Source organism: Prevotella sp. oral taxon 306 str. F0472 (assembly GCF_000257925.1).
Classification (GTDB): Bacteria; Bacteroidota; Bacteroidia; order Bacteroidales; family Bacteroidaceae; genus Prevotella; species Prevotella vespertina.
Map to the genome: position 1 here is coordinate 47,078 of NZ_AJIN01000067.1, position 23,607 is coordinate 70,684.

The following is a 23,607-nucleotide window of genomic DNA, read 5'->3' on the forward strand; positions in this document are numbered from 1 at the left end:
CATGATGAAAAAGTTTAGAAACATATATTTATCGCTTATTAGCGTGGCACTCATCGCTGGGCTCTGTACGTCCTGTAATGATGATATGCTCGAGTCAAGCAATCAACAAACCACAACAAAGCCTTCCAACGAGAGCTTTCCATGGGAACCTGGAATGGCTTATATCAAGTTGAAAGCAAGCGTGTCACCTACTACGCGCGCAGCAACACAGACTGTTTCTCGTGCCGCAATACTTGATGATGCAACCGTGAAAGTCGAACAAGTGTTTGACATGACGAATGAGTATGCCAACCTCAAGAGGGCTCGTGGCTTAGATAGATGGTTTGTTGTCAAGTTCGACAAGGCTAAAGATGTTGGCGAGGTTATCAATGAACTTAAGCGTGACCCAGCAATTGAAAAGGTGCACGGAAGTGTTCAGATTGTTCCTTCAGAAGTGACTTATACACCAACCACACGTGCTCCTATCAATCCAAGAAGACTTAGAGACGCTAATGATGGACAAGGACCTCTCTCTTTTAGTGACCCCTATTTAAAGTATCAATGGCATTACACCACAACGATAGAACAATATATGACGTTCCAACCTGGGGCTGATATTGATTTATTCCCTGCTTGGCAGAAGGAAACGGGAGACCCACATGTAGTCGTAGCTGTAATGGATTCGGGTATAGACTTCACACATGAAGACCTTGAAGGAGCGGCATGGGAAGGTAAAGATCCTAAGACTGGTGAGACCATCCATGGGCGTAACTTCTGGGCAGAAGAGACTGGTCAAGACAATCCGAATCATATCATTGCAGGTGCTCATGGTACCCACGTGGCTGGTACCATCGCTGCCCGCAACAACAACGGAATAGGTGTTTGCGGTATTGCTGGTGGTAATGGTGATGCCAACTCGGGCGTTCGCTTGATGAGTTGTGAGATCTATGGACATGATGGAACGACTGAGACTGCAACGACAAAGTACATTGTTAAGGCCTTTGAATTTGCTGCCGAGAATGGTGCATCAGTAATGAACTGCTCATGGGGATACGCTTTCGACCGCAAGAAATACCTTAATAATGAGAACTTCCAAAGCATCTTCAAGAGTCAATTCGACCTACTAAAAGATGGCATAGACTACTTTACTGACGTTGCTGGATGCGACAAAGATGGTAAGAAGAAACCCGATGCTTATATGAAAGGTGGACTCATTTTCTTTGCTTCTGGTAATGACTCTCAATATGACATAGATATGATTCCGGCCTCTTATAATCGTGTAGTAGCAGTTGGAGCTATCAATAGTCTCGGTGTGCCAACAGCCTATATGAACAAGGGACCATGGGTAGATGTACTTGCTCCAGGTGGTACTACTGAGACTGGATCTGTCAATCAAGGCGTATTGAGTACAGTGCCTAGTGACTATGAATATGGCATGACTGGACCCTATCCCAATACAGACTTTACGTTGCCATCAGACTCTCATTATGCCTTTGCACAAGGTACTTCTATGGCAACACCACACGTTACAGGCATTGCAGCTCTTGTAGTGTCTAAGTTTGGAAAGACGAATCCTAACTTCACAAATGAGGATCTTCGCCATCGCATTCTAGGTGCTCTTAAAGACAAGAATCCCTATGAAGTTAAAGCTGATGAGAACCTAGCTGGTAAGATGGGACTCGGTTATATCGATGCCCTCTATGCGCTTTCTGACCCTGAGACAGAGGCTCCTGAAGCTCCAACGATCACTATCACCGACTATTCTTCACATGCAACAAAGGGTTATTACGATGCTAACATCACATGGAATGTGACGGCTGATAATGATGCTCTAAACGATGAGCACACAGCCTTTGCCTATGACATTCAACTCTTCAAGAAGTCTGATTTAAGTTCTCCTGTTCAGTCTTTTACACGCTTCTCTTATAACATGTCTGTCGGAACAGAGATGCAACAAGAGTTTACCGGACTAGAGACTGACATGGAGTATGTCGTTAAGATTGTTGCTCGCGACCGCTTCAACAATCGTTCGCAAGAGGTTTCAACCAACTTTAAAACGCGTCTGAACCATGCTCCTATATTCACAGATATGATCGAGAAGAATCTTCGCTTACTTGATACACAGCCTTACTATCATAAGATATTACCAGTGAAAGATGAGGATGGGCATAGTTGGACATACTCAACAACAGAACTCCCGCAAGGCGTAGAACTAAAGCGTATCGGTGATACCTTCGACTTACTCATTAAGGTGGGGGCGCAGGGTACATATCAATTCGATATCACACTCACTGATCAACTGGGTGGTAAAACAACGCAGACAATTGCTTATGAGGTTATTCCTCATACCGCTCCGGAACTCACGAGTCCAATAGGTGACATCTCACTGTTCGCAAATGGGGAAGCAATCGAGGTCAATCTCGCTCATGCCTTCACTGCTTCTAGCGGAAAAACAATGCGTTACACGGTAACTTCTAATAATGAACAAGTGGCAAAGGTGGCTGTTGAAGGAACCAAGTTAATCGTTACGCCAGGACAAAAAGGACTTACGAAACTCACTATAACAGCCATTGATGGCAGTAGACGAACAACCACTTCGGCTATCGTCCGAGTGACAGATAAGAATGCACCTGACGTTCATGTCATTTATCCAAATCCTGCACATAGCTACATCAAAGCCCTTATGCGCAGTAATGTCACAAAGGTCAGAGCTATCGTAACATCACTTCATGGACAGAAACTCATTGATCAGTCGATGACACCCGATAGTCGAACACACGAGGTCACATTAGGTATCGACCGCCTTGCACCAGGTACTTATTACCTCTTGCTAACGACAGATCGCCTAACTAGTAAACACGTATTTATAAAGAAATAATCGGTAACTTATGAAGAAGATAACAATAGTTCTTCTCGTCTTGAGTATGGGTATGACGATGAAGACAGCCGCACAGAGTAGGATTATACCTGTACTCGAGGCTAATCCAAACGCTCGCACGGAAGCAATGGGTAGTACATTGCTTGGCAACACAAGCCAGATGCACATTTATACGAACCCTGCTGCCTTCACTTATGGCGATAAACAGTTCTCCATTGATGCGTCAATTACAGGACAACCAAAGACAGATGAGGGGCGATTAATGCAATATAACCTCGCAACGGGATACCAATTTAAGAATCATTCTGCACTTATGGCGGGTGTACGTTATATGGGCGGACTAACCATACAACCGATAGCAGCAGTGGGAGAGACGAAAGAAATAAAGCCTTATGACGTGGCTCTCGACCTCGGTTATTCGTTTCCTATAACAAAGGAGATTGCTGTTTATGCCACTGCTACTTATGCTCGAAGCCATGCTGAAACGAGTACTAACGCATTAGCCTTTAGTGTTGGAGCAGCATATCAAACGGACTTTAATCTCACAAAGGATGTTCCAACGACATTGACAGTGGGTGCACGATTGATGGACTTCGGCAAAGATGTGAAGTTTGATAACACTGGTATTCCTCAAAGTCTGCCCACTTCTCTTGTCATGGGAGGCGATTGGAACGTGCGAATAGCACCTAAGCATGCACTTACCTACGCACTTTCTTATCGCTATTTCACACCGAAAGATGGGCATGAAACGCTCGTTGGCACTGGTCTAGAGTACACTTACAATCGTATAGTGTCTGCACGTGTAGGCTATCAGTATGCTGACAAAGGTTCAGATGCATTTACCTTTGGTGCTGGAGGACAATGGGCAGGCTTCAAACTAGACATTGCTTATCGTCAAGCCTTTAAGCATTATGGTATTAATGGACTCATTGTTGGGCTAGGGTATAGCTTCTAGTTATAGACATAAATAGCTTCAATAAGAACTATCTGAAGGCTCGTTTAATCTATACTAAAGATGTGTTATCCATGATAAGAAAACCTAGTAATAAACAAATAGAATATTACTTCAAATAGAACCTATTATCATTTGAAGTCGTAGATTATAATTGTTAGATTGAACGAGAGCCTTTCTTTGATACAAAGGGAGGCTCTCTTCCTATTGAAGGAACGCCCTCTTTCAATACAAAAGGGCGTTCCTTGAAATGCACAAGTTATGTTGGTTAATTTGAAAGGACTTATTCGCCGTCAGTTGTTAAGTATGATTTCCAACGGAACTAATCGTCATTTTGAATATTCATGGGCATTTGCTTCAGTGCATAACCTTACTTCGTGAGGAATACTGAGCGCCTTTCAGGCTTCGTGTCATCCGTATATTCAATGTTAAAACCATCTAACCTTTATGCTTGTAATGTGTCATTTAGAATCCACAACTTCTATCCCTTCTAACCTAAAGAATATCATCCAATATTCGTTCTACCATTTTCTTCGATAGCGAAAGCCACCTCACAGAATGTGAAGAAAGTGCTTTATACGATTTAAAATATCGATAATCTGTCCTTCGATTCAAGTATTTTTTATAATTTTGTCGGCGTAATGAGGTACACAGTTAAATGTAATGAATGTGGCCGCGAGTTTGTGGCTGAGACGGAGAAGTATGGGACAATGAAGTATCGTTGCCCCTATTGTGGTAATGTATTGACCTGTCGTTTCGATGCACCGACAGCCTTCCGCACCCGTGCCCGTTCGGTATTACCCTTGGCTGATGCTACTCCCGTCGAAGTGAAGAAAGCGGCAAAGTTGCCTACAGTTGATACCAATGTCCTCAACACACCATCGAAGGAAAAGTTGGCAGAGATGCGTGAGAAGCTGGCAGAAGCGTCTCATAAAGCTCTTCAAGCATCATTACATGCAGGTGAAACTTTGCGTAATGCAACTGATAATGCCACCGAGTTTATGTCGAAATCATCCTCTCGTCTACGTAAGTTTCAGGAGAAGTACGAGGATGGCGACCTATGGATATTCTTTGGATTCAGCCTTCTCTTCATCTTATCAGTGCTCCTTTGTCTATTCATCTATGCGGAGATTGTGAAGGTGATAGCCGATGCCAATGCTAGCTTATTCAAGGCATATATCGAGTTTAGAAACACTTATTTGTAACCGAGAAGGTCGATATTCAGCAGTACAACACAACTTTATCTTCATTTATAAATATAATGTTGTGTAAGCGAGGTAATACTTAAAAGTTTTTCTTATCTTTGCAGTATCGAGTGCAAAATGACAATATGAAAGCATAAGAAGAGCTTTACCTCTTCTATTATCTTCATCTGATTGAAATATAAGTAACAATGTGGAGTAGTGCTTTCAATCTGTTCATCTCTACTACTTGACATTCATTAATCAACGAATATACGATGAAGAGAACGAATAAAGTATTACTCATTTATACCGGTGGAACCATCGGTATGGGGCATAACAAACGTACAGGAGCATTAGAACCATTAGACTTTAGCCATCTTGTAGAGAATGTTCCTGAGTTCAAACTAGTGCCTACGAAGGTGGATACCTACCAGTTTGATCCCCCCATCGACTCGTCTGATATGACTCCACATCGTTGGGCACAACTAGTGCAGATAGTATCTGATTGCTATGATGCCTATGATGGGTTTGTGATATTACATGGCACTGATACGATGGCTTATACAGCATCTGCTTTATCGTTTATGTTCGAGAACTTGACTAAACCAATCATCCTTACGGGGTCTCAACTACCTATTGGTCAGCTGCGAACTGATGGTAAGGAGAACTTGATGACGAGTATTGAGTTAGCATCAGCACACCATAAGGACGGTACGCCAATGGTGCCTGAAGTGTGTATCTATTTCAGTGGTCACTTATTAAGAGGCAACCGTTCTACGAAGCAAAATGCCGATGAGTTCAATGCTTTCGACTCCTTTAACTATCCTCATCTATGCGAGGCTGGGGTTAACTTTACCTTTGATGAGCATAGAATACTCGTCCCTGATTATTCCAAACCACTAGTTACACACACACAGCTAGATAATAATGTGATCATCTTCTCACTCTTTCCAGGAATGGAGGAGGGGCTTATGCACCATCTTTTTGATGCTCCAGAATTACGCAGTATAGTAATGCGTTCTTATGGAAGTGGCAATGCGCCACAGCGACCTTGGCTGATGAAGCTGTTGAAACAGGCGTCGGAACGAGGAGTGATAGTTGTTAATATCAGTCAATGTATTAGTGGACAGGTTGAGATGAGTCGCTATGATACGGGTTACCAACTCAAAGATGCAGGGGTTATCAGTGGTTATGATAGTACTGTTGAGGCTGCAGTAACCAAGTTAATGTACCTTCAAGCACGATATAAAGATGCTGATAAGGTGCGTTACTACATGAATCACTCCATTGCAGGAGAGATTACAATCCAAGAATAAAAGGGGCATCTTTTATACATCTAAGCCCTTTCGAAGGATATTGATGTAACCTAATAGAATCTTATAAAGTTATCTTATGGGGGACAGGCGAGAGCGTCTGTCCCCGCTGTTAGATATTGTTTAAACAGCAATTAGAAGCCACATAGACTATTATTAGATATTCTTTCAAGCAGAAAAAACGCCAGTTTTACATGATTAAATGGTGTTATATCAACGGATTAAATAGCTAATAAAAAAACACCAACCCCTTATTTAAATAGGAAAAGAACTCTTATTCTTTTTAAAACAAACAAAGGCTCTGCTTTTAGCAGAGCCTTCTTGTAGTCGATAGGGGAATCGAACCCCTATGCCAAGATTGAGAATCTTGTATCCTAACCGTTAGATGAATCGACCGGAAAAGTAGCTTATCTCAAATAAAAGGGATGGTAGTCGATAGGGGAATCGAACCCCTATGCCAAGATTGAGAATCTTGTATCCTAACCGTTAGATGAATCGACCAGGGTTGCATCTGAGGCTACTGAGTAATGCGGAAGGAGGGGGATTCGAACCCCCGGTACGCTTACGCGCACGGCAGTTTAGCAAACTGCTGGTTTCAGCCACTCACCCATCCTTCCTTAAAAGTATGTTAGCTGAATTACTAAGCACCATCTCAAATGCGGTTGCAAAGTTAGTGTTTTTATTTTATTCCTCAAAATATTATCATGTAATTTTTCGTTTTCTTGTAAAAAAATACACCTTTCTTCTCATCCAATTTATCCATACTTCCGACAGTTCCAACCTATCAACTGGTTTAGTCTCATGGCTTTCCTTACTCTCAAAAGGCATAATTATAAATCCTAAGTTATGATAACTTCTATTGTTGAAAAGCATTAATAAATTCTTTGCTGGGGCATTTTCAACACTTAAGACACGGACGGCACGGAGCCAGAAAGGGGAACAGAGTTCCTAAAGGAACACGGGATTCCACAGAAACTGACGCCCCCTTCATTTGCAAATAGTAGTCTTCACGCTCCTCTCCATTCGGAGAGAAGATGGGGATGAGGCTTCTTCTCCTATCGAAGAAAGCCTCTCTTTACATTGAAGAAACGCCCTTCTTATGCCAAGGAGAGGCTCTTCTCCTATCAAGGAAACGCCTCCGTCAAAAAGAGAGATAATTCTTTAATTCTGCAAAGATGTATCCCTAAGATTATATAAAGCAGTAACTCAGTCATGAAAAAGCCTCGTTAGGTATTCTATCATTATGTTTCTTCTGTCTAAAAAGATTTGTATCTTTGCACAAGTAACATATACCTCAAATAGTATGAAGCGGAAAGTAAGCTATACCATCATCGGTATTCTGGTAATCGTCATAGCTGTTATTGCAACGTGCAACATCATTGTCAATAACAATGCTAAGGGACGAGTCTTCGATAATCCAGCAGATGTTCCAGCAATGAAAACGGCAGTTTTGCTTGGAACAAGCCCCAAAAGCCGATATACAGGAGGTCCTAATCAGTTCTTCCAAGCCCGTATTAATGCTGCAATAGAACTGTATAAGCACCATAAATACAAGCAGTTAATCATTAGCGGAGAGAAGCGTACGGGTTATGATGAGCCTTCCGCAATGAAGAGATGTCTCACAGAAAGAGGCGTACCAGCCAACATCATTCACATGGATGGTAGTGGTCATCGAACCTTCTTATCAATGCGTAACATTCAAAAAGATTATCATGCTGATTCTATTATCATCATCTCGCAGAAGTGGCATAACCAACGTTCCATCTATTTGGCAGACCATTTAGGTATATATGCAGTGGGTTACAATGCCGAAGATGTGCATAACTTCTTTGCTCAACTGACGCATATTAGAGAGTTATTAGCACGTGTGAAGTTGTTTAAAGATGTGCTACATTAATACTTACAAGCGTTAATTCTCTCTTTAAATCTATGTTCAATGACTGGACAGAGATAATGGCAAAGACCATAGAGGATATTATGTCCAAGAAAATAAAAACTCGTAAACCTGTCAATGCACGAACTCCTCAACTTGTAAAGAGGATGATTTCAAATTGCCAAAGAGGCTTATATCATAATAAATCTTTATCTTTGTCGAAAAGAATAGATGTCTGATAAAAACAATGGAAACTCCCAATAAGACGATAAAATACAACCTTTTCGATTACGCCTACTATGTAGGACGAAGCTTCATACTCCCTTGGTTGGATGGGAATGCAGTGGTTATTTATCCTCTTATGATGGTCATCGCGCTTCTCTTACCGAGCTTTTGTGATGGTGTATTAGGCATTTCGGGCGATACAATTCCACTAATTATTTTTGTATTACTAACGGCTTCTTTCTACATTCTCGTCAGTAAGCTGTACAAGAGGAACTACAGATCAATACTTGTCAAAGCACATTTTAATGAGACAAAATGGGCTAAATGGTATATGAAACTGCTGTTTTCTATCTTTTGGCTTTTACTTCCTTTTCTTATAATAGGGCTAATTTTCGTCCTCAGTGGTGGGTTAGAATAAGAAAGAAAAGGTTTCTATTGATTTATAACCGACCGATTTCTGTCAATACATCAGCCACATCTTCGGGTGTATTGAATAGGATTCCTTCTTCCAACTCATTATCTGATAACTGATTAAGAAGCTCTTTTGCGGATGCCTCATCAAAGCGTGGTTCACCCTTTGTGTTGGTCTTTTCGAGTAGAGCTGATAGTATTTCTTTGCGGAATTCTTCTATTGACATAATATTAATAAGTTATTGTTTGGAGCAAAAAGATTATACGTTTTGCATTAAAATAAAGTGTGGGTGCGCCTCATCTCCATAGTTGGCTTGATAAGTAAAGCCCTCATATTCAAATGAAAGGAGGTCGCTTGACTTTGCGAGACGATTGCGAAGAATATAGCTCGTCATCGCTCCTCGACAGCTCTTGGCATATACACTCACAGCCTTTAGACGGCTACCTTGATCTACCATAAACTGCGGTTGGATAATACGAACAGCCTTTTGCAGTCGCTTCCAGTCGAAGAGTTGTTGAAACTCTACCGTTGCCAAGTGTACAAGAACGCCATCATCATCTTGCACCGCATTGATAAGCATATCGGTTAGTAAGGGCTTCCAATATGCAAACATATTTTTTCCTTCGTTAGATGTAAGTTTTGCTTTGCCCTCAAGACGATAAGGATGAATAAGATCCAAGGGGCGCAAGAGCCCATAAAGAAAGCTCGTTATCCATAGATGATCATCGGCAAAACGAAAGTCATCGGGACTATATTGCTGTGCCTTCAAGCACTTATAAGCCTGTCCATAATAGGCTAGGAGAGCAGGAAGAAGCGCCTCTCGATTGAAGAAGTCCTGATAACGTAGCTTGTTTTCCAGGGCTATCTTCTCATTGCAATGCAGTTCCTTTGATAGGACATCAACGGACATTTCGCCCAGTTCTAACGCCATTCTTCCCACTTCCTGACTGAAGTGTGGCTCGTGCGTGAGGGGTACTTGCACCGAAGTAGTGCTATTCATTATCTTTGCCGAAGCAAGTAGTATTTGCATATTTAGTGCTTGTTGGGGAGCTAACAGAAGTGAATGGGGTTATAGGAGTTAATGAAGTTAAGACAATCGTTCCGTTTCTTGCATTGCTTTCATACAACTACTAGCAACAGAAGGGATGCCTTAACTCCATCCACTCCTTCACTTCTTTCACTCCTATAGAAGTCTATCACTTAATACTTTAACCCCATATTATAAAGGATGAAACCATAGATATCAGCTTGTTCCTCTAGTTGTTTGGATAGAGGCTTACCACTTCCATGTCCCGCCTTAGTATCAATACGAATCAAAACAGGTGTGTCGCCAGCATTACAAGCTTGTAAAGTAGCAGCAAACTTGAATGAGTGTGCAGGTACAACACGGTCATCGTGGTCAGCAGTTGTTATGAGTGTGGCTGGGTAATGAGTGCCAGGACGAAGGTTATGAAGCGGAGAATACGAACGAAGATACTCAAACATCTCCTTTGAATCGGCACTTGTTCCATAGTCAGGAGCCCAGTTCCAACCAATAGTAAACTTGTGGTAACGTAACATATCCATTACTCCCACCTGTGGAATACATACCTTAAAGAGGTCAGGGCGTTGCGTCATACAAGCGCCAACAAGCAGTCCGCCGTTTGAACCACCTACTATGGCGAGATAGTCCTTACTGGTATATTTGTTTGTAATCAACCATTCCCCAGCAGAGATAAAGTCGTCAAACACATTCTGTTTATGCAGTTTCGTACCAGCGAGATGCCACTCTTCTCCATACTCACTACCGCCTCTCAAGCATGCTTGTGCATAGATACCTCCATTCTCAAGGAACGGTATTCTGTTAGATGCGAAGTAGGGTGGCATGGCAATGTTAAAGCCTCCGTAACCATAAAGATACACTGGATTCTTGCCGTTGCGTTTGAGTCCTTTCTTATAAGTAATGAATAGTGGAACACGTGTACCATCCTTACTTGGATAGAAGACTTGCTCTGTTACGTAGTCAGAAGACCGAAACTTAACCTTCGGAGTAGCATATACTTTGCTTTCATTTGACGCTATATCATACTGATAAATAGAGCTTGGAATGGTGAAGGAAGAGAATGAATAGAATACTTCCTTGCGGTCTTTTTTGCCATAGAAAGCGGCACTTCCCACTGTAGGTAACTTGATTTCAGCCAGTTGCTTACCGTCTAAATCATAGACAAAAGCATGATTGGACGCATCCTTCATATAGTTTAGTATCATCTTACCATCTACGAAGGTAACATCTTCCAACATATCTTTACTTTCAGGGACAAGCGTTTTCCACTCATTGAATCCAGGGTGTTCTACATCCGTAACCATCAATCGGTTCTTAGGAGCACCATCATTCGTGAGGAAGTACATCTTATCACCTATAGTCTGTACAAGGCTATATTGCAAGTCAAGGTTTGATGTCATCTGAATGAACTGACTATTGGGTTTGCGTAAATCACGTACATATACGCAATTACCAGAGCCTGCACCGCTCTCGTAAAGGAACATCATTGTCTCGTCCTCGTTGGTAGATACCGAGTAGAAACGCATTGGATTAGCTGGGTTCTGATAGAACAACTGATCCTCAGACTGCGGTGTTCCAATCTTGTGATAATAGATCTTCTGCACCGCATTCACATTACTATATTCATGTCCTTTAACGGGTGCGTCGTAGGCACTATAGTAGAATCCATCCCCCTGCCAAGCGGCACCTGAGAACTTAGCCCACATGATATGATCATCAAGGAGTTCGCCTGTTTGAGGGTTCATAACATAGAACTCCTCCCAGTCACTACCACTACGTGATATGGCATAAGCCGCGTATTTACCATTATGAGAGAAGCTAATACTTTTCAAAGCAACCGTTCCGTCCTCTGATAACTTATTAGGGTCAAGGAGGATGCGAGCGTTCTTTTCATCACCAAGATGGTCCATTACGTAAAGGACGCTTTGGTTCTGTAGACCATTGTTCTTATAGAACAACCACTTCCCGATAGCCTTATTATAAGAAGGTGCAGATAACTTCTCATAATTAGCTAACTCTTTCATGCGTTGGAAGAGTTTGCTTCGGAAAGGAATGCGAGCAAGGTACTGTTGTGTTACCTCATTCTCCTTCTTCACCCACTCGGCTGTTGCTTTAGAGCTATCATTCTCTAATGGGCGATAAGGGTCAGCCACTTTTACACCGAAATAGGTGTCAACTGTGTTGTCTTTAGGCGCTTGCGGATAGTTAATCTTCTGTGCCATTACACTCGTTACGGACATTACTGCCGCTGTTAATAATACTTGCTTCTTCATATGGTAAAAGGTTAAAATGAATTATCTTAGGCTTTCTTGATACCACTCATAGAGCTTCTCTACACCTTGATCTATCTCTACTTTATGTGTCCAACCAAGTCTATGGAGCTTCTCAACATCGATGAGTTTGCGTGGAGTACCATTGGGTTTATCAGCATCCCAGACAATTTCTCCCTCGAAATGAACAGTTTTCTTTACGAGTTCCGCTAGTTCTTTAATAGTCAATTCTTTGCCTGTACCAACATTAATGTGGCAGTTTCGAATCTCACCTAACGATGGGATAGCACCTCCACGACCCTCTGAATTGTTGCGATCAACGGCTCCATCAATCTTAGCACCATAGAAAACACTTGAATACTTATCGATCCCGATGATGTCTTTGAAGTCTACATTCAAGAGGACATGCACACTGGCATCAGCCATATCTTCGCTCCAAAGGAACTCACGAAGTGGACTACCATCACCCCAGAGTGTCACTTTATTGCTCTCGATTCCATAGAATGATAATGCCTTTAAAATGCGTTCCTTAGTGTTCTTTCCATCAACATTTCCTTCGCCAATGAGTGCCCTTAACTGGTCAGTTGGGTTGATGGGACGTTTGTCCATGTCATTGCGTATAGCATTCCAGTTGCCCTCGTGGATGAGTTTAGACAAGTAGATCTTACGCATCATGGCTGGCATTACGTGTGAGTTTTCTAAGTGGAAGTTGTCGTTAGGACCATAGAGATTGGTTGGCATAACGGCTATGTAATTCGTTCCATATTGTAGGTTGTAACTCTCGCACATCTTTAATCCAGCGATCTTAGCGATGGCGTATTCCTCATTTGTATATTCAAGAGGAGAAGTGAGAAGTGCTTCCTCCTTCATTGGTTGTGGTGCATTCTTAGGATAGATACAAGTACTTCCTAAGAAAAGTAACTTCTCCACGCCATGGAGATAGCTCTGTTCTATGACATTGCATTGCATCTTCATGTTCTGCATAATGAAGTCTGCACGATACAAAGAGTTCGCCATGATACCACCAACGAAGGCTGCAGCCAATACAACTGCATCGGGTTTCTCTTCATCAAAGAATCGCTTTACAGCAAGCTGATCGGTTAAGTCCAACTCTTTATGTGACCTACCCACAAGATTCTTGTAACCTCTTTTTTCAAGGTTATTCCATATAGCTGAACCCACCAAACCATGGTGTCCAGCTACATAGATCTTACTATCTTTATTCATACTTCCGCATCCTTGCTTTATTTCACAATACCCTTCTCAAGATATTCTTCTAGGTTCGTTCTCACCTTCTCAGCAGCTCCTTCAGATGCAACCTTTGCCATATCATTGTCAACCATGATGTTAACTAGCTCTTCAAAGGTCGTACTATTAGGATTCCAACCTAGCTTTGCTTTAGCCTTCGTTGGGTCACCCCAAAGATTAACAACGTCTGTTGGACGATAGAAGTCAGGGCTAACTTCAATCAAGACATTACCAGTTGCCTTGTCAATACCCTTCTCATTCATACCTTCACCCTTAAACTCCAATTCGATACCAACACGTTTAAAAGCATAATAACAGAACTCACGAACACTGTGTTGAACGCCTGTTGCGATAACAAAGTCCTCTGGTTGTTCCTGTTGCAAGATAAGCCACATACACTCGACATAGTCCTTTGCATAACCCCAGTCACGTAATGAACTCAGGTTGCCCAGATAGAGCTTCTCCTGTTTACCTTGCTTTATTCTTGCTGCTGCGAGAGTAATCTTTCGGGTTACAAAAGTCTCTCCGCGACGTTCACTCTCATGGTTGAAAAGGATGCCAGAGCAGCAATACATGTTATAAGCCTCGCGATATTCTTTCACTATCCAGAAGCCGTATTGCTTTGCAACTGCGTATGGACTATAAGGGTGGAAAGGCGTATTCTCGTTCTGTGGAACCTCCTCAACCTTACCATATAACTCTGAAGTTGAAGCTTGATAGATACGACATGTATCTGTCAAATTCAACTGGCGAACTGCTTCTAAGATTCGCAACACACCAACAGCATCAACATCTGCAGTGAACTCAGGCGAGTCGAAGCTCACTTGAACATGGCTTTGTGCGGCGAGATTATATATCTCGTTGGGGCGAACCTTGCTTATAACGCCAAGGATACTCATAGAGTCTCCAAGGTCAGCATAGTGTAAGTGGAAATGAGGACGCCCCTCTAAATGGGCGATACGCTCACGGAAGTCTACTGATGAACGGCGTATAGTACCATGAACATCATATCCTTTCTCGAGTAATAACTCAGCCAAATAGGAACCATCTTGCCCCGTGATACCAGTGATAAGAGCTGTTTTCTGCATTGTTTCTAGTTTTTATCTGTTATTTTGTTATAAGTCGTTATGTCATCACATACGAATGTACAAAGATACAAATTATTATTAATAATCAACGTATTAAGGTGCATATTCTTTATAATTAAGCGTTAGCAGTTTTAGAATTAAGTTTATGTAGCTATTAAGGAGAGGCTCTTCTTCTATCAAGGAGAGCCTTTCTTTATGGGGAGAAGAGCACTTCCTTGTCTCAAAGAAACGCCCTTGTCAAATAGAGGATAGCATTTCTTTTAAGAGTACTATCCATGAATTATATAGAAAATAATGTCTACGAAAAAGGGATGAAAACATCATTTGTTTTCATCCCTCACGTTTTTTATAATGTTTGATATTCTCTTGAATAACGGAGCATTTGCTCTGTATAAGTCTCAGAATAATCTACTATTATATCAACAACGTCCCCTTTATCATTATGAACAGGCTTCAAAACGGGGTTGACAAAGCCTTTGTAAGGAGCAATATTTAAGCGATTGTAACGATAAAGAACCTCTTCATGGATATTAGAATCCAATTGGATGGCATAACGTTCTACCAGTTTTCGTGCTGACTCAAAGTCGCCTTCGCTCTTGATACGCTGTATCTCCGCTAGTTCTTGTGCAAAGATACGACGCAAGGCAGCATAGTCATTAATACGAACATAGGTTTTCTCCTTGCCAGTAGTAGTATCCATACGCTTAATGAGTTCAACAACCTTGTCCTCTTTACCTAGTTCCATTGCCCATTGAGCAATAAGAGCTCGGTTCTGCATGTGGGACTCTTCGATTTGTTTACCAGGCTTGATACGTACCTGCTGAGTGAGTAATCCATTCATCATATAGCCATAATATTGGGCTTTGTACGCCTCCTTGTCAGCGAGCAAACCAAGTTCAAGAAGCTTATCATCAGCTATATAATAAAGACCAAAGAGGTCGGCACGGGCTTCTTCAATGGTATTTCCATAGTTCTTCAGCGCATCAGGATCGGTTTCAGGGAGTAATCTACCACTTCCATGACCAAGACATTCGTGCAAGTCTGTATGTAAGTTGTCTGTTATATCAGCATATTTATCCATCAATAGGCACGTTTCTTTATCGATAACAAATTCTTCTCTAAATCCGTTACCCTTCGCTGCCATGTCATAAGCATGCGTCAGATTAGAGATCGTAACACTCTTAGATCCGTACTCTGCACGTATCCAATCGGCATTAGGAAGATTGATACCAATAGCCGAAGCGGGGTATTCATCTCCACCAAGCATGGCTGCACAAATAACATTCGCAGTGACTCCCTTCACCTTTTCCTTGCGAAACATAGGATTAACGGGAGAGTGATCTTCAAACCATTGAGCGTTAGTTGAAATCGTTTGTGTACGATGCGTCGCATCGAGATCCTTGTATTCAACAATGCCTTCCCATGATCCTTTTAATCCCATGGGGTCTCCATAGACTTCTATGAAACCATTGATAAAATCAATGTGAGCATCTTGCTCCTTAAGCCACTCTATCGAATAAACATCAAAGTCACGCAGGTCTCCTGAGGTATAATACTTTATAAGCAGGCTAATAACATGACGTTGTTGGTCGTTTTCAGCATATTTCTTTGCTTGCTCTAACCAATAGACAATCTTCTCTATGGCTGCACCATACTTGCCATTGAGCCTCCAAACTTCCTCACAAATGATACCATTCTCTTTTATTAGGGTTGAATTTAGCCCATAAGAGGGTGCACCATATTGCTGTATTGGACTCTGTTCAACTGACGAACAATCACTAACAGACAGCTTCTTATTAACATCATCCAGCTTCATTTGGGCATAGAAAGCCTCAACTTCATGCTGCTCTACATCATCATAAAAGTTACATGCAGACTCACGAACGATGTCAATACCATCCGACTTATTAACACGTTTGGGTAGAATTGTTGGGTTGAAGATAATCGGGCAAAGCTCATCAAGCATTGCTTCAACACTTTCTCCTTCTTTAAGTGGAAGTAACTTCGGATCAATCTTCATTGTTACTTCACGCAAAAAAGTCTCTGAGAACAAAGGAGCAAACTTGTCACAAGCATAATGATGATATATTCCGCTTGCAAACCAAACCTGCTTTAAATATTGTTCTAAGCCATTATACTCATCCTCAAGTTTGTTTCTTTGACTATTATTATTACCTCTCTGGTCAGAAAAAAGGATTTTCTGATCAGAGAATCTATCCCTTTGAACATATACGTAAATAGTCTCCAACATTTTTCTAATGCGGAGATTATACTTTCCAAATTGGTCAAACGTTATGTCACGTCCATATAATGTCGCCTTAGAAAGGCAATATATGAGTTGCTTCTGATCAAGTGGCAGCTTGCTAAACTCGGGTAGCCGATACCTTAACATTTGTATATCGGCAAAACGTTCATCTAGATAATTAAATTCTTCTTCAACTGCTTCTATCATAGACTTAATTATATACTTACCGCCTTTTACATCTTTAGCGGCTTCTTTAATCGCATCTCTTCAGAGGGATGCTGGGCTAGATGACGCATCTTGTAGTCACGAGGAGTAACACCATTAATACGATAGAACGATGCATAGAAAGACTGTCTATTAGAAAATCCTACCATGTCACTTATATCTTCCATGTTGAGATCCTGATATCGTTTGTCAACCAGTAAAGCCATAGCTTCCTCTATTCTGAATTTGTTAACGAACGATGTATAGTTCATGTGAAACCTTACATTCACTACTGCAGAAATGTAGCGTGTATTAGTTCCTAAGTCCTCAGCAAGCTGTTTCGCAGAATAATTCTTGTCTTTATAACGCTGCTGGATTAGAATGATATTCAGAATTTTCTCCTTAAGTTCATCCATCAATTGCGGACTTACCAAACTACGGTACGCGGCCATCTTCTCCTTTTTTTCAGTTAAGTTGTACTTAGCCATAATCCGTGGATTTTTAGTTACCAAATATGTTATTACAATGCAAATATAGTATATTTAATTAATATTGTCAAGTGCAAAGTATATTTTTTAATATCTCTTAGTTGTTCATTTTCTGACTATTATACGACTTTCTTCAATGCTTAGGAATAAAATATTTACATGATAAGAACTCATATCTTTGTGTGATAGGGAGTTCCCCTTTATTTCATTCATTGTACTTCTTTACACTTAAAAAGTCTTATACGGGATATTAGGAACGATTAACATTTAATATACTTTAACCTTGTAAAGTCACAAATGTTACCTAATAGGAATGAATTAGTCTATAATTTTGCCACCGAAAATGAAATTAAAACATTACAAAGGAATAATTTAAAATGGCAGAGAACAAGATGTTTTGTTTCCAATGTCAGGAAACAGCAAAGGGTACAGGATGTACTATTCAAGGTGTATGTGGCAAGAAGGCAGACACAAGTCGTTGGCAAGATTTATTACTAGCAGTGACTCGTGGCATTGGAACTATCGCTGATTCGCTTCGTAATTCAGGTATAGAAACAAGCCAGGAGGTGGGTGATTACATTGTTGACTCTCTCTTCGTGACTATCACCAATGCAAACTTTGATGATCAAGCAATATTGGCAAAGGTAGATAAAGGAGTACAATTAAAACGAGAGCTTCTCGAACTTGCGGCATCAAAAAACATCACTCTTCCTGACTACCCAGAGGTTAAATGGGGTGGAGAAAAGGCTGATTACGAGGCAGAAGGTAACCGAGAAGGTGTGCTACGAACCGAGAATGAAGATCTACGTTCACTAAAGGAATTAACCATTCTAGGCTTGAAAGGAATGGCAGCATATTATGAGCATGCATCCCGATTAAACGAACGCAAAGATGAAATCATCGCTTTTATAGAGAAGGCCTTAGCGACTATCTCTAATCCTAATGCTAATATGGAAACCCTACTTGCAACCGTTATGGAGACTGGAAAGTATGGTGTTGATGCAATGGCACTACTCGATAAAGCAAACACAACAACATATGGTAATCCAGAGCTGACAAAGGTTAACATCGGTGTAGGTAATCGCCCAGGAATCCTTATCTCAGGTCATGATCTCAAGGATATTGAGCAATTATTAGAGCAGACAGAAGGTACTGGTATAGATGTATATACCCATGGTGAAATGTTACCAGCACACTACTATCCACAATTAAAGAAGTATAAGCACCTTGTTGGAAACTATGGTAATGCATGGTGGAAACAGAAGGAGGAGTTCGAGACATTCAATGGTCCTATCGTATTTACTACCAACTGTATCGTACCTCCTTCACCAAAGGCAAGCTACAAGGATCGTGTATTCACCACTAATGCAACAGGTTTCCCAGGATGGAAACACATTACAGCTGATGCAAACGGACACAAAGACTTCTCTGAAGTAATTGAGATTGCAAAGACCTGCAAAGCACCAACTGCTATCGAGCAAGGCGAGATTATTGGTGGATTCGCACATGCACAAGTATTCGCACTTGCCGATAAGGTTGTTGATGCAGTAAAGTCTGGTGCTATCCGTAAGTTCGTTGTGATGAGTGGTTGTGATGGTAGAATGAAGAGCCGTGACTACTATCGTGACTTTGCAAGTCGCCTCCCGAAGGATACAGTTATACTAACAAGTGGTTGCGCAAAATTCAAGTATAACAAACTAAACCTTGGTGATATCAATGGTATACCACGTGTATTGGATGCTGGTCAATGTAATGACTCATACTCATGGGCAGTGGTAGCTATGAAGCTAAAAGAGATCTTTGGTGCTAACGACATCAATGATCTTCCTATCGAGTTTAACATCGCATGGTATGAGCAGAAGGCTGTTATCGTTCTCTTGGCACTACTTTATCTTGGCATTAAGAACATCCATATCGGGCCTACGCTCCCTGCTTTTGTATCTCCAAACGTACTAAATGTACTTGTTGAGAACTTCGGACTCGGTGGTATCACAACTGTTGATGAGGATCTCAAGAGCATGGTTGGATAAATTAATCATCTAATTTAAGTAAAGAATCAGAAGCCTTCCCTAATATTGGGGAAGGCTTTTTTGTTTATAAGAAAAGGTTTATAATGATAAAGAAACACACTAGTTTTACAAATGTGCGGACAGCTACAAAACTTCAGAGAAACAAGAATTTGGTTAAGAAGTAGGGCTGTATGAGCGAACAAACAAGGGTATCATCATCTACATGAATCTATCTGTCATAGCGAAATTAGACTTTTGTCTGAAACAAAGAGGGCGTTTCCTTGCTGTGAAGCAAGGCTCTCCTTAATACAAGAAGAGCCTCCCTTGCTATACAAAGAAGGCTCTTGTCTTTTGAATGTAGTTAGGTTCTTTCTCTCACCAGCACATTACTTGCAAGGTTTATCACCCATCATGAAATCTATGGAAACACCATCTTCAAGTTTATTGTGCTCTAAATAATAATGCTGATAAGGCTGTCCATCCATCATTATACGCTGTATGAAGCGATTACTATCATCGTTTTTATCCGTATTGATGGTGATTATTTTACCATTTTCTAGATGTATTTTTGCCTTGTGAAAATAGGGTGTTCCTATCATATACTGCGTACTTCCAGGGCATACTGGATAGAATCCTAAGGCCGAGAAAACATACCAGGCAGACGTCTGACCATTGTCTTCATCACCGCAATAACCATCAGGCTGCGCTGTATATAATCGATTCATTACCTCACGAATCCAGTACTGTGTCTTCCATGGTTGACCGCTATAATCATACAAGTAAATCATGTGTTGGATAGGTTGATTACCATGTGCATAGTTGCCCATGTGCATTATCTGCATCTCACGAATCTCATGAATAGTGAAGCCATAATAGGTATCGTCGAATACAGGCGGTAGGTTAAATACACTATCCAACATCGAGTTGAACTTATCGTAACCACCCATCAGTTGTGCCAAACCAGACGGGTCATGGAACACGCTCCAGGTGTAGTGCCAACTATTACCTTCCGTGAATGCGTCTCCCCACTTATATGGGTTAAAGGGCTTCTGAAAGCTCCCGTCCGCATTACGACCACGCATTAAGCACGTTTCTTTATCAAATACATTCTTATAATTCATGGCTCGCTCCTTAAAAGGTTGCAGTTCCTTGGCACTCTTCCCAAGCTTTAACCCCAACTGATAGATACACCAATCGTCATAAGCATACTCCAAGGTGCGTGCTACACTCTCGTTGATACCAACGTCATAAGGTACATATCCCAAACGATTGTAATACTCAAATCCCTTGCGTCCAGTCGAACTGATAGTGGGGTGAACGGCGTTAGCTCCATGCACAACAGCCTTCCATAACGTTTCAATGTCATAACCCCGAAGTCCCTTGATATAGGCATCTGCCACCACAGAAGCAGAATTATTGCCCACCATACAATCACGATGTCCAGGGCTAGCCCACTCTGGTAAGAATCCACTCTCACGATAAGCATTGACCAAACCTGCCTGCATCTTCTCATTCATAGAAGGGTAGATAAGGTTGAGCAAGGGGAACAATGAACGGAAAGTATCCCAGTATCCAGTATCGGTGAAGAGATACCCTTCAAGTACTTTCCCATTATAAGGACTATAATGAATGGGCTTTCCGTCGGCATCAAACTCATAGAAGGAACGAGGGAAAAGAACGGAGCGATAAAGACAACTATAGAATGTGCGGAGGTGATCCACATTATCGTCTTCCACCTCAATGCGCCCTAATACCTTGTTCCATTCAGCCTTTCCTTCAGCCTTTACTTGCTCGAATGACTTGCCTTCAACCTCCTTTAAGTTGCGAAAGGCTTGCTCTTCACTGATGAAAGAAGAGGCTACTTGCACATTTACCTGTTCGCCCCTCTTGGTTTGGAAACCTACTACAGCCATCGCATGATTGCATCTTGCAGAAAGCTGATTATCGATTAGTTTACCATCAGAAAGGCATCCTTTATAAACGAAATCATGGTCAAAACGAAGAACAAAGTAGTTCTTAAAGTTATCAGGAACACCACCACTGTTCTTTGTCGTATAGCCCACAATGGTGCGTTTGTCAGGTAGTATCGTCACAGAAGAACTCTTATCGAAAGCATCGACAAGGAAGTAAGCCTCGTTAGTAGTAGAGTAGGTGACACGAACAGAGGCTGCTCTGCTAGTTGGAGAAAGCTCTACCGTAGCGTCATAATCGGCTAGATAGACCTTATAATAATAAGGTGTAGCAGTCTCCGCCTTATGTGAGAACCAGCTAGCTCGCCCTTCCTCGTCGAACACTTTCTTGCCTGTTATGGGCATGAAAGCGAACTGCCCATAATCATTTATCCATGGACTGGGTTGGTGTGTTTGCTTAATACCACGTATCTTGTCGGCTCCGTAAACGTAAGTCCAGCCGTCCCCCATCTTTCCTGTTTGTGCTGTCCAAAAGTTCATTGCCCATGGTAATGCTATAGCGGGATAGGTGTTGCCCGTTGATAATTCGCTTTTTGAGGCAGTGCCTACCAATGGATTAACATAATCAACGGGATTCTTTACGACCAGAGCATAGATATTCGTAATGCAAGATAGCACTCCGAGCATAATAAACAACAGCTTTTTCATATATAGGTTTTTAATTGGGGTAATTAGAATTATACGCTACTTAGAAATAAAAAGTCGGTAATCAACAAGAGAGAATATCGATTACAAATATACAAAAAAATATCTCACTCCCCACAAAAAGAGCAGTGAGAATATAATGAGTAGACCTCAACACAAATAAAAAAGGCAACAGATAGTGGTGTAATCCCACGTTCCGTTGCCTTTAAACCAATATTTCTTATTAACTAAAATACCTAGAACTTAGCCATTTTAATAGCATCAATAGCACATTCGTCACCCTTATTACCAAGTCTGCCGCCACTTCTGTCCTTTGCTTGTTGTAAGTCGTTTGTGGTGAGAAGACCATAGATAACAGGAATATTCTGCGATGCATTCAAACGTGCAATACCATAAGTAACCCCCTGACAGATGTAATCGAAGTGAGGTGTCTCACCCTTGATGACACTTCCGAGGATAATGATAGCATCAAAGCCATCGTTCTTTGTCATCTGTTGTGCACCATAGATAAGCTCAAAACTACCAGGGACTGTCTTGATGTGAATGTTCTCTGGGATAGCACCATGCTTCTCCAACGTACGTACTGTACCATCAAGCAATGCCCCAGTAATCTCTGGATTCCACTCTGCAACGACGACTCCAAAGCACATATTACTAGCGTCTGGAACATTCTGCTCGTTGTAGTCTGATAGATGATGAAGTTCTGTTGACATGACTACAGATTAATTAGAAGCACGTTCAATGTACTTGTCAATATCCTGGAAGATAGGAGAGTTGACATAAGTCTTCTTGATGTTCTTATAGATATCAAGTGCTTCTGCCTTCTTACCTTGGCTTTCCAATAGGATACCAGCCTTACGGAGTGCTAGTGGGGCAATGGTAAGGTTGATGTTGTCTTCAGCCTGAGCGTTAGCCATGTCAGCTGCTTTCTTGAAACAATCAACAGCTTTGTCAAGCTGATTATTGTTTGCATAGATGTCTCCTAGAGCCATCTGTGAGGCTGGGCTAATCATCTCATCATTAGAAGTATCAAACTTCTCTGCATTTTCCAAAGCCTTTGCCCAGTTTGGTTGAGCCTGATGTGCATAGCAAAGAGCCACATAAAGGTTAGCAAGATTACCTGCATCAGTGTTACTGTAGTCGCTTTGTACCTTCTGAAAGCCAGTCAATGCCTTGTCATACTGCTGTGCATTGAAGAATGTCTGACTCTTTGCAAGCTCTGTACTCGCCTCTGCCTCGCGTGGAGCAGAGATGTAATTCTTGTAAAGGATAACACCCGCAATGATTACAATAATAGCGATGACTGCAATAGCAATCTGCTTCTTATACTTCAAGAATGCGGCTTCAGAATTGTTAAGGGTATTTTCATAAGTACCCTGTTCTTTGTTGTTTGCCATTTTAAGTTATGATGTTTTGTTTCTTTCTTATATATTATATGTGTGCATAATAGCGTCGCAAAAGTACGGAAAAAGTCGGATATATTGAAATTTATCAACGACTTTTTTCTTTTATTGATACGAAAAGGGGTAACTTTGCAGATGATTGATAAGAGGAAAGAAGAGTGTGATTAAAGACAAAGGAG

Annotated in this window: 16 protein-coding genes and 3 tRNA genes; 6 read left to right on the plus strand and 13 right to left on the minus strand. The window is 41.3% G+C overall.

Annotated elements, in window-relative coordinates; all coding sequences use genetic code 11:
* Positions 1 to 4: 4 nt before the first annotated feature.
* The 4 genes from HMPREF9969_RS10435 to HMPREF9969_RS10450 all read left to right on the plus strand — a co-directional run bounded on the left by HMPREF9969_RS10435 (position 5) and on the right by HMPREF9969_RS10450 (position 6,309).
* Complete coding sequence (locus HMPREF9969_RS10435; protein ID WP_009435820.1) at positions 5 to 2,857, plus strand: S8 family serine peptidase; 2,853 nt, start codon at positions 5 to 7, stop codon at positions 2,855 to 2,857.
* A gap of 10 nt (positions 2,858 to 2,867) precedes the next feature.
* Positions 2,868 to 3,812 (plus strand): PorV/PorQ family protein, encoded by a 945-nt coding sequence (locus HMPREF9969_RS10440; protein WP_009435963.1) that lies wholly within the window; start codon positions 2,868 to 2,870, stop codon positions 3,810 to 3,812.
* Between the two features lie 638 nt (positions 3,813 to 4,450).
* A complete protein-coding gene (locus HMPREF9969_RS10445; RefSeq protein WP_036895670.1) occupies positions 4,451 to 5,014 on the plus strand; it encodes a hypothetical protein in 564 nt (187 codons plus the stop codon).
* 254 nt (positions 5,015 to 5,268) lie between these two features.
* A complete protein-coding gene (locus tag HMPREF9969_RS10450) occupies positions 5,269 to 6,309 on the plus strand; it encodes an asparaginase (RefSeq protein ID WP_009435831.1) in 1,041 nt (346 codons plus the stop codon).
* Positions 6,310 to 6,630: 321 nt separating this feature from the next.
* On the opposite strand, the gene HMPREF9969_RS10455 is transcribed toward HMPREF9969_RS10450, so the two are convergent.
* The 3 genes from HMPREF9969_RS10455 to HMPREF9969_RS10465 all read right to left on the minus strand — a co-directional run bounded on the left by HMPREF9969_RS10455 (position 6,631) and on the right by HMPREF9969_RS10465 (position 6,923).
* Positions 6,631 to 6,702, minus strand: a tRNA-Glu gene (locus tag HMPREF9969_RS10455).
* Between the two features lie 30 nt (positions 6,703 to 6,732).
* A tRNA-Glu gene (locus HMPREF9969_RS10460) sits at positions 6,733 to 6,807 on the minus strand.
* A gap of 29 nt (positions 6,808 to 6,836) precedes the next feature.
* Positions 6,837 to 6,923: transfer RNA gene (locus HMPREF9969_RS10465), tRNA-Ser, on the minus strand.
* 686 nt (positions 6,924 to 7,609) lie between these two features.
* Between HMPREF9969_RS10465 and HMPREF9969_RS10470 the strand changes: the two genes are divergently transcribed.
* Entirely contained in the window at positions 7,610 to 8,203 is a 594-nt protein-coding gene (locus HMPREF9969_RS10470) for a vancomycin high temperature exclusion protein (protein ID WP_036895695.1), read from the plus strand.
* A gap of 641 nt (positions 8,204 to 8,844) precedes the next feature.
* Here HMPREF9969_RS10470 and HMPREF9969_RS10485 read toward each other — a convergent pair.
* The 7 genes from HMPREF9969_RS10485 to HMPREF9969_RS10515 all read right to left on the minus strand — a co-directional run bounded on the left by HMPREF9969_RS10485 (position 8,845) and on the right by HMPREF9969_RS10515 (position 17,401).
* Positions 8,845 to 9,042, minus strand: coding sequence for a hypothetical protein (locus HMPREF9969_RS10485; RefSeq protein WP_009435861.1), 198 nt, complete (start codon positions 9,040 to 9,042; stop codon positions 8,845 to 8,847).
* 33 nt (positions 9,043 to 9,075) lie between these two features.
* A complete protein-coding gene (locus HMPREF9969_RS10490) occupies positions 9,076 to 9,846 on the minus strand; it encodes a YaaA family protein (RefSeq protein WP_009435770.1) in 771 nt (256 codons plus the stop codon).
* Between the two features lie 170 nt (positions 9,847 to 10,016).
* A complete protein-coding gene (locus HMPREF9969_RS10495) occupies positions 10,017 to 12,131 on the minus strand; it encodes a prolyl oligopeptidase family serine peptidase (protein ID WP_009435930.1) in 2,115 nt (704 codons plus the stop codon).
* Between the two features lie 21 nt (positions 12,132 to 12,152).
* Positions 12,153 to 13,355, minus strand: coding sequence for a GDP-L-fucose synthase family protein (locus tag HMPREF9969_RS10500; RefSeq protein WP_009435906.1), 1,203 nt, complete (start codon positions 13,353 to 13,355; stop codon positions 12,153 to 12,155).
* A 17-nt stretch (positions 13,356 to 13,372) separates the two neighbouring features.
* The gene (gmd, locus tag HMPREF9969_RS10505) at positions 13,373 to 14,464 is read right to left on the minus strand and encodes a GDP-mannose 4,6-dehydratase (protein WP_009435766.1); all 1,092 of its coding nucleotides are present in this window, start codon (positions 14,462 to 14,464) and stop codon (positions 13,373 to 13,375) included.
* Between the two features lie 346 nt (positions 14,465 to 14,810).
* Positions 14,811 to 16,916, minus strand: a complete 2,106-nt coding sequence (locus HMPREF9969_RS10510; RefSeq protein WP_009435784.1) for a dipeptidyl-peptidase 3 family protein — start codon at positions 16,914 to 16,916, stop codon at positions 14,811 to 14,813.
* Positions 16,917 to 16,942: 26 nt separating this feature from the next.
* Entirely contained in the window at positions 16,943 to 17,401 is a 459-nt protein-coding gene (locus HMPREF9969_RS10515) for a helix-turn-helix domain-containing protein (RefSeq protein WP_036895672.1), read from the minus strand.
* A 377-nt stretch (positions 17,402 to 17,778) separates the two neighbouring features.
* Here HMPREF9969_RS10515 and hcp point away from each other — a divergent pair, with 377 nt between their 5' ends.
* Positions 17,779 to 19,431, plus strand: coding sequence for a hydroxylamine reductase (gene hcp, locus HMPREF9969_RS10520; protein WP_009435846.1), 1,653 nt, complete (start codon positions 17,779 to 17,781; stop codon positions 19,429 to 19,431).
* A 365-nt stretch (positions 19,432 to 19,796) separates the two neighbouring features.
* On the opposite strand, the gene HMPREF9969_RS10525 is transcribed toward hcp, so the two are convergent.
* The 3 genes from HMPREF9969_RS10525 to HMPREF9969_RS10535 form a co-directional block, all read right to left on the minus strand.
* A complete protein-coding gene (locus HMPREF9969_RS10525; protein ID WP_009435950.1) occupies positions 19,797 to 22,028 on the minus strand; it encodes a GH92 family glycosyl hydrolase in 2,232 nt (743 codons plus the stop codon).
* A 233-nt stretch (positions 22,029 to 22,261) separates the two neighbouring features.
* Complete coding sequence (ribH, locus tag HMPREF9969_RS10530) at positions 22,262 to 22,738, minus strand: 6,7-dimethyl-8-ribityllumazine synthase (protein WP_009435971.1); 477 nt, start codon at positions 22,736 to 22,738, stop codon at positions 22,262 to 22,264.
* Between the two features lie 9 nt (positions 22,739 to 22,747).
* On the minus strand, positions 22,748 to 23,422 hold the full coding sequence (locus tag HMPREF9969_RS10535; RefSeq protein WP_009435904.1) for a tetratricopeptide repeat protein: 675 nt from the start codon (positions 23,420 to 23,422) through the stop codon (positions 22,748 to 22,750).
* Between the last annotated feature and the right edge of the window lie 185 nt (positions 23,423 to 23,607).

Bases quoted from the DNA above. Each gene is read 5' to 3' on its own strand.
- HMPREF9969_RS10510 (WP_009435784.1), bottom strand. From the start codon at position 16,916: ATGATAGAAGCAGTTGAAGAAGAATTTAATTATCTAGATGAACGTTTT.
- HMPREF9969_RS10485 (WP_009435861.1), bottom strand. From the start codon at position 9,042: ATGTCAATAGAAGAATTCCGCAAAGAAATACTATCAGCTCTACTCGAA.
- HMPREF9969_RS10490 (WP_009435770.1), bottom strand. From the start codon at position 9,846: ATGCAAATACTACTTGCTTCGGCAAAGATAATGAATAGCACTACTTCG.
- HMPREF9969_RS10445 (WP_036895670.1), top strand. From the start codon at position 4,451: ATGAGGTACACAGTTAAATGTAATGAATGTGGCCGCGAGTTTGTGGCT.
- HMPREF9969_RS10515 (WP_036895672.1), bottom strand. From the start codon at position 17,401: ATGGCTAAGTACAACTTAACTGAAAAAAAGGAGAAGATGGCCGCGTAC.
- HMPREF9969_RS10525 (WP_009435950.1), bottom strand. From the start codon at position 22,028: ATGAAAAAGCTGTTGTTTATTATGCTCGGAGTGCTATCTTGCATTACG.
- hcp (WP_009435846.1), top strand. From the start codon at position 17,779: ATGGCAGAGAACAAGATGTTTTGTTTCCAATGTCAGGAAACAGCAAAG.
- HMPREF9969_RS10435 (WP_009435820.1), top strand. From the start codon at position 5: ATGAAAAAGTTTAGAAACATATATTTATCGCTTATTAGCGTGGCACTC.
- HMPREF9969_RS10470 (WP_036895695.1), top strand. From the start codon at position 7,610: ATGAAGCGGAAAGTAAGCTATACCATCATCGGTATTCTGGTAATCGTC.
- ribH (WP_009435971.1), bottom strand. From the start codon at position 22,738: ATGTCAACAGAACTTCATCATCTATCAGACTACAACGAGCAGAATGTT.
- HMPREF9969_RS10495 (WP_009435930.1), bottom strand. From the start codon at position 12,131: ATGAAGAAGCAAGTATTATTAACAGCGGCAGTAATGTCCGTAACGAGT.
- HMPREF9969_RS10450 (WP_009435831.1), top strand. From the start codon at position 5,269: ATGAAGAGAACGAATAAAGTATTACTCATTTATACCGGTGGAACCATC.
- HMPREF9969_RS10440 (WP_009435963.1), top strand. From the start codon at position 2,868: ATGAAGAAGATAACAATAGTTCTTCTCGTCTTGAGTATGGGTATGACG.
- gmd (WP_009435766.1), bottom strand. From the start codon at position 14,464: ATGCAGAAAACAGCTCTTATCACTGGTATCACGGGGCAAGATGGTTCC.
- HMPREF9969_RS10500 (WP_009435906.1), bottom strand. From the start codon at position 13,355: ATGAATAAAGATAGTAAGATCTATGTAGCTGGACACCATGGTTTGGTG.
- HMPREF9969_RS10535 (WP_009435904.1), bottom strand. From the start codon at position 23,422: ATGGCAAACAACAAAGAACAGGGTACTTATGAAAATACCCTTAACAAT.